6 protein-coding genes and 1 pseudogene are annotated in these 6,778 nt (G+C 71.9%); all 7 read right to left on the bottom strand.

Annotated elements, in window-relative coordinates:
• A pseudogene (locus IEZ12_RS40515) lies at positions 1-451 on the bottom strand (sirohydrochlorin chelatase); the annotation flags it as partial.
• Between the two features lie 251 nt (positions 452-702).
• Positions 703-1,593: an ABC transporter permease gene (locus tag IEZ12_RS07195; protein WP_189271290.1), complete on the bottom strand. Its 891-nt coding sequence runs from the start codon at positions 1,591-1,593 to the stop codon at positions 703-705.
• Entirely contained in the window at positions 1,580-2,383 is an 804-nt protein-coding gene (locus tag IEZ12_RS07190; protein ID WP_043913313.1) for an ABC transporter ATP-binding protein, read from the bottom strand. The genes IEZ12_RS07195 and IEZ12_RS07190 overlap by 14 nt, the downstream gene beginning before the upstream one ends.
• Positions 2,384-2,525: 142 nt before the next feature.
• On the bottom strand, positions 2,526-3,668 hold the full coding sequence (locus tag IEZ12_RS07185) for an aliphatic sulfonate ABC transporter substrate-binding protein (RefSeq protein ID WP_189271289.1): 1,143 nt from the start codon (positions 3,666-3,668) through the stop codon (positions 2,526-2,528).
• Between the two features lie 223 nt (positions 3,669-3,891).
• Positions 3,892-5,229, bottom strand: coding sequence for a sulfate adenylyltransferase subunit 1 (locus IEZ12_RS07180; RefSeq protein ID WP_189271288.1), 1,338 nt, complete (start codon positions 5,227-5,229; stop codon positions 3,892-3,894).
• 2 nt (positions 5,230-5,231) lie between these two features.
• Entirely contained in the window at positions 5,232-6,161 is a 930-nt protein-coding gene (cysD, locus tag IEZ12_RS07175) for a sulfate adenylyltransferase subunit CysD (RefSeq protein WP_373295448.1), read from the bottom strand.
• 5 nt (positions 6,162-6,166) lie between these two features.
• Complete coding sequence (gene cysC / locus IEZ12_RS07170; protein WP_189271391.1) at positions 6,167-6,733, bottom strand: adenylyl-sulfate kinase; 567 nt, start codon at positions 6,731-6,733, stop codon at positions 6,167-6,169.
• Between the last annotated feature and the right edge of the window lie 45 nt (positions 6,734-6,778).

Here is a 6,778-nt window from a genome sequence, read left to right as displayed (position 1 = left end):
CCCAGCCGCGGGTGCGCCGCCAAGTGGCCGCCACCGCACGGGTGGTGGCGTTCGCGGCCGGGTCGGAGGAGCCTGCGGCGGCCAGGACGACGCCGGTGCGGGCGCGGACCGCCGGGTCGGTGACGTCGAGGCCGGTCTCGGCGAGGCGCCGGTCGAGGGCGTCGAGGAGCAGCGGGGACGGCCCGAGGACGTCGGCGACCGGGATGGCGGAGCCGGCGGCGCGGAGGGCGGCCGGGATGTCGTGCTTGGCGTGGAAGGCGCGGTTGAGCAGGAGCGGGACGGCGATCGCGTCGTTGAGGCGGGGGGCGACCTGGGCGATGCGAGGGGCGCAGTGGTCCAGGTAGGCCGTGGTGACGGGAAGTTCGGGGCGGAGCGTACGGATCTCGTCGGCGAGGGCTTCGACGGTGGCGGCGTGGCGGGGGTCGCGGGAGCCGTGCGCGAGAAGGAGAAGCGGTGCGGCGGCAGCGGGGCGCGAGCGGTGGGTGGGGGTGGGCGCGGCGCCCGGCTGCGGCAGGTCGTCTTCCGCTGCGCGCAGTTCCCCGCGCCCCTGACGGGGCGCGGGGTTGCTGTGCGTCAGGTCGCTTCGCTCCTGGCGGGGCGCCGCGGCCGCAGGTGTCAGGGCGCTGCGCTCCTGACGGGGTGTGGACCGCGTCAGGTCGCTGCGCTCCTGGTGGGTGGGTGTGGTGCGGGGAGGCATCGGTTTCAGCGGGTGGTGACGAGGAGGCCGCGGCTGCGCAGGACGCGGCGTTCCAGCGGGGAGAAGAACAGCAGGTCGATGGCGACGCCGACGGTGAGGATGAGGAGGATGCCGAGGAGGACGCCGGACATGTTGGTGAACTCGCGCTGGTTCTCCAGGTAGCGGCCCAGGCCGAGACCCAAGTCGGGGGAGGACGCGATGAGTTCGGCGGCCATCAGGGAGCGCCAGGAGAACGCCCAGCCCTGCTTGAGGCCCGCGAGGTAGCCGGGGAGGGCGGCGGGGAGCAGGATGTGGCGGGCGCCGCGGATGCCGGTGGCGCCGAGGGTCTGGCCGGCCCGGAGGAAGAGCGGGGGGACCTGGTCGACGCCGGCGATGAGGCCGTTGGCGATCGAGGGGACGGCGCCGAGGAGGATCACCGCGTACATCGCCGAGTTGTTGATGCCGAGCCAGATGACGGCGGCGGGGACCCAGGCGACCGAGGGGAGGGACTGGAGGCCGGAGAGGACCGGGCCGAGGGCTGCGCGGACCGGCTTGACCTGGGCGACCAGCAGGCCGATGGGGGTGCCGATCACGACGGACAGCAGGAAGCCGGACAGGCCGCGCCAGACGCTGGTCCAGATGATGGAGAACAGCGTTCCGGCGTACCAGAGTTCGGTGAGCGAGTCCCAGACGTCGGCGGGGCTGGGGAGCTTGTCGGGGGTGGTGAGTTCGAAGGTGTAGGAGAGCTGCCAGACGGCGAGGACGAGGACCACGCCGAGGACGGGCGGGAGGACCGAGCGGCGCAGGACGGCGGTGAGCGGGGTGCGCTGGGCCTGGACGGTTTCGAGTGCGTCGAGGCCGGCTTCGACGCCGGCGGAGTCGTCCGCCGCGGTGGGCAGGGTCTCAGTGCTGGACATGGCGGCGGATCTCCCCACGCAGTTCTTCGGTGATCTCGATGGACAGATTCGCGGCCCCGGCGGACTCGATGCGGCGCGGCCGCGGCAGGTCGACGTGCCACTCGCGGGCGATCCGGCCGGGGCGGGAGGAGAGCAGGACGACGCGCTGGGCGAGGCAGACGGCTTCGCGGACGTTGTGGGTGACGAACAGGACCGTGAGTTGCCGCTCGGCCCAGATGCGGGTGATCTCGTCGTGCAGGACGTCCCGGGTGATGGCGTCGAGGGCGGCGAACGGCTCGTCCATCAAAAGGACTTGGGAGCCCTGGGCGAGCGAGCGGGCGAGTGCGACGCGCTGGCGCATGCCGCCGGAGAGTTCGTGGACGCGCTTCTTGTAGGAGCCGGTGAGGCGGACCAGTTCGAGCAGGCGCTCGGCCTCGGTCTGCCGGTCGGCCTTGGCGACGCCGGCCAGGCGGAGGGCGAGTTCGATGTTCTTGCCGGCGGTGAGCCAGGGGAAGAGGGCGTGGTCCTGGAACATCAGGGCAGGGCGGCCGCCGGGGACCTCGATGGTGCCGGAGGTGGGCCGGTCGAGGCCGGCGACCAGGTTGAGCAGGGTGGACTTGCCGCAGCCGGAGGCGCCGAGCAGGGTGACGAACTCGCCGGGGGCGACGTCCAGGCTGATGTCGTCGAGGACCGGGGCGGCAGTGCCGGGTCGGCCGAAGGTCTTGTGCACGTGCGAGAGCCGGACGGCGAAGTCGCCGACCGGGTGGCCCGCGCCGGGGGCGTCGGGCGAGGTGGTCAGTGCCGTGGTCACGGGCACCTCCTGCGGGTCTGGTCTGGTCCGGGCAGGGCGGGAAGCGGCAGGATCGGTGTTGTTGTCCGGGGTCCGCCCCGCGCCCGCCCGCTGAGTGGGCATCGATGGGCGGGAACGAGGCGGAACCCGGGGCCTGGAGGGGCTACTTGGCGCCGAGGCCGGCGTCGGCGACCTCGGGCCGGCCGGCGGCCTTCAGCACCTTGTTGAGCAGGGTCAGGTCGTAGATCCCGGCCAGGTTCGGCTTCTTCAGCAGGCCGGCGGTGACGGCGTGGTCGGCTTCGGCCTGCAGGGTGTTGGCCAGCGGGTCGTCGATGAAGTCGATGTCCTGCCAGGCCGGGTCGAGGACGGCGGCGTCCAGCGCGTTGCCGGCGTCGGCCTTGATCTGCTCGTTCGCGACGGCCTTGGCCTGGTCGGAGTTGGCCTTGATCCAGGCGTTGGTCTTCACCGAGCCGCGCAGGACGGCCTCCACCACGTCGGGGTGTTCGGTGAGGAACTTCTGCGACACGATGATGTTGGTGATGACGAACTTCTTGTCCGGCCAGACGTCCTTCTCGTTGAGCAGGACCTTCGCGCCGAGGGTGACCAGCTTGGAGGCGGTCGGCTCGGGCACCCAGGCGCCGTCGATGGAGCCGGACTTGTAGGCGTCAGGGGTGACCTTGTTGTCGCTGCGGATCACCTTGACGTCGCCGTCGCCGGTGTTCGGGTCGACCTTCAAGCCCTTGCCCGCAAGGTAGTTGAGCAGCGCGACGTCCTGGGTGTTGCCGATCTGCGGGGTGGCGAGCCGCTTGCCCTTGAGCTCGTCGACCGAGCCGATCTTCGCCGGGTTGACCACCAGCTTGACGCCGCCGGAGGCCGAACCGCCCACGATCTTCAGGGACTTGCCGCCGGACTGGGTGAAGCCGTTGATCGCGGGGGAGGGGCCGATCCAGCCGATGTCGATCGAGCCGGCGTTCAGCGCCTCGATCTCCGCGGGGCCGGCGTTGAACACCTGGGTCTTGATCCGGGTGCCGCCGAGCTCCTGCTGGAGGATGCCCTGCTTGAGGCCGACCAGGGCGGTGCCGTGGGTCAGGTTGGCGAAGTAGCCGATCTTCACGGTGTCGGCGGAGAGCTTCGCGCCGGACGCGGCCGGGGCGGCCGAGGACTTGTCCTCGCTCTTGGAGCCGTAGCCGCAGGCGGAGAGCAGTCCGGCCGCGGTGAGGACCGCGACGGTCGCCACGGCGGCCCGTCTGATCCGTCCGGCGGAGGGGCGGGCGTGGCTATGGGTGGGCAGGGCGCTGGAAGCCATGAAAGGTGTCCCGTTCGTGGAGAAGGATGAGGTCGTGCCTGACCGGGGCCGGGCCGCCCCGCCGTACCCGCTGTGGACAGGTGCGGCGGGCCGGGCCCGGTGACAGGGGCTCAGTGCCCCTGTCCGCCCCCACATCGCGTCAGGCCGCCCTGGCCGCTGCCGAGGACGCCGCTGCCGATGCGGCCGCCTTCCTTGTCCATGCCCGAGAACGCCTCGCTGGGCATCAGACCCAGTCCTCCTCAATGGAAGCGTCGGTGGTGCTGACGATGGTGTCGAACGCCTCGCCCGCCATGCCGGCGGTGAGCGTGGTGCCGTCGGCCGGGTCGATCAGGATGAACGAGCCGGTCCGGCGGTTGTCGTGGTACGTGTCCAGGGCCAGCGGTTCGGCGGTGCGCAGCACCACGTGGCCGATGTCGTTGACGTTCAACCCCTCGGCGCCGGAGCGCTGTTCGAGGGTGTCGATGTCGATCCGGTAGGAGATCTCCTTGACGAGCGCGCGCACGGTGCGGGTGGTGTGCTTGAGCAGCACCCGCGCGCCGACGTTCAGCGGACGCTCGTTCAGGTGGCAGACGGTCGCCTCGATGTCCTTGGTGGGCGTGGCCGCGGGGCCGGCGGCGATCAGGTCGCCGCGGGAGATGTCGATGTCGTCGGTCAGACGGACCGTCACCGACTGCGGGGCCCAGGCGAGTTCGGCGGGGCCGCCGAGCGCGTCGATCGCCGCGACGGTGCTGGTGTGGCCCGAGGGCAGCACCGTCACCGGGTCGCCGACCCGCAGCACGCCGGAGGCCAACTGCCCCGCGTAGCCGCGGTAGTCGTGGAACTCCTCGCTCTGCGGCCGGATCACGTACTGCACCGGGAACCGGGCCGGCTCGACGCCCGGGTCGGAGCCGACCGGGACGGTCTCCAGGTGCTCCAGCAGGGTCGGGCCGCCGTACCAGTCCATGTTCGCGGACGGCTCGACCACGTTGTCCCCGGCGAGCGCCGAGATCGGCACCGCCACCACGTCCTTGACGCCCAGCGAGGCGGCGTACGCGGTGAACTCCTCGGCGATCCGCGCGAAGACCGGCTCCGCGTACTCGACCAGGTCCATCTTGTTGACGGCCAGGACGACGTGCGGGACGCGCAGCAGGGCGGCGACCGCGGCGTGCCGGCGGGTCTGCTCGACCACGCCGTTGCGGGCGTCGACCAGCACCACGGCGAGTTCGGCGGTGGACGCGCCGGTCACCATGTTGCGGGTGTACTGCACGTGGCCGGGGGTGTCGGCGAGGATGAACCGGCGGCGGGCGGTGGCGAAGTAGCGGTAGGCCACGTCGATGGTGATGCCCTGCTCGCGCTCGGCGCGCAGACCGTCGGTGAGCAGCGCCAGGTCGGGCGCGTCCTGACCGCGGCGGCGCGAGGCGTGCTCGACGGCCTCCAGCTGGTCGGCCAGCACCGACTTGGAGTCGTGCAGCAGCCGGCCCACCAGGGTGGACTTGCCGTCGTCGACGCTTCCGGCGGTGGCGAAACGCAACAGCGAGGTGGCCGTGCCGGTCTGGGAGATGTCGGCCTGGGTGGTGCTCATCTCTAGAAGTACCCCTCGCGCTTGCGGTCTTCCATCGCGGCCTCGGACAGCTTGTCGTCGGCCCGCGTGGCGCCTCGTTCGGTGAGGCGGCTGGCGGCGATCTCGGCGATCACGGCCTCGATGGTGTCGGCGTCGGAGTCGACCGCGCCGGTGCAGGACATGTCGCCGACCGTGCGGTACCGCACCAGGCGGTTCTCGACGGCCTCGTGCTCCTTCGGGCCGCCCCACTCGCCGGCGGTCAGCCACATGCCGTCGCGCCGGAACACGTCGCGGTGGTGGGCGTAGTAGATCTCGGGGAGGGCGATCTCCTCCCGCTCGATGTACTGCCACACGTCCAGCTCGGTCCAGTTGGACAGCGGGAAGACCCGGACGTGCTCGCCGACGGCGTGCCGGCCGTTGTACAGCGACCACAGCTCGGGGCGCTGGCGGCGCGGGTCCCAGGCGCCGAACTCGTCACGCAGCGAGAACACCCGCTCCTTCGCGCGGGCCTTCTCCTCGTCCCGGCGGCCGCCGCCGAAGACCGCGTCGAACTTGCCCGACGCGATGGCGTCCAGCAGCGGCACGGTCTGCAGCGGGTTGCGGGTGCCGTCGGGGCGCTCGCGCAGCACGCCGCGGTCGATGAAGTCCTGGACGGAGGCGACGTGCAGCCGCAGGCCGTGCTGCGCCACCGTGCGGTCGCGGTACTCGATGACCTCGGGGAAGTTGTGGCCGGTGTCCACGTGGAGCAGGGCGAACGGCACCGGCGCGGGCGCGAACGCCTTCAGCGCCAGGTGCAGCATGACGATGGAGTCCTTGCCGCCGGAGAACAGGATCACCGGCCGTTCGAACTCGCCCGCCACCTCGCGGAAGATGTGCACCGACTCGGCCTCCAGCGCGTCCAGGTGGGACAGCGCGAAGGGGTTGTCGTCGGTGCGGACCGGGCTGTCGGTCACCGTGGTCACGCGAGGCCCCTCTCGATCAGGAAGGCGTGCAGCTCGGCGGCGGACTCGGCCACCGCCCGACCCTGCGTCTGCAGGCGCAACTCCGGCTTCTCCGGCGCCTCGTACGGGTCGTCGACGCCGGTCAGACCGGAGATCTCGCCGGCCGCCTGCTTGGCGTACAGGCCCTTCACGTCCCGCTCCGAACAGAGCTCGACCGGGGTGGCGACGTGGATCTCCAGGAACTCGGTGCCGTTGGCGGCGTGCCGCTCGCGCACCGCGGCGCGGGAGTCAGCGAACGGGGCGATCACCGGCGCGAGCACCTTGACGCCGTTGGCGGCGAGCTTCTCGGCGACGAAGCCGATCCGGGCGACGTTGGTGTGCCGGTCCTCACGGGAGAACCCGAGGCCCTTGGAGAGGAACTCGCGGATCTCGTCACCGTCCAGCACCTCGACCCGGTGGCCCTCGGCGCGCAGCCGCTCGGCCAGCGCGAACGCCAGCGTGGTCTTGCCGGCGCTGGGCAGGCCGGTCAGCCACACGGTGGCGCCGCGCTCGCGGCCCGCTGCCTGCGTGTCGGCGGTGGTCACGGTGGTCACGGTGGTAACTCCTGACGGTCGGTGACGGTAGGTCGG

It is taken from the genome of Kitasatospora griseola (genome assembly GCF_014648555.1).
Classification (GTDB): domain Bacteria; phylum Actinomycetota; class Actinomycetes; order Streptomycetales; family Streptomycetaceae; genus Kitasatospora; species Kitasatospora griseola.
The sequence above is the reverse complement of the archived record's forward strand: the minus strand, read 5'-3'. Positions and strand labels throughout refer to the sequence as shown.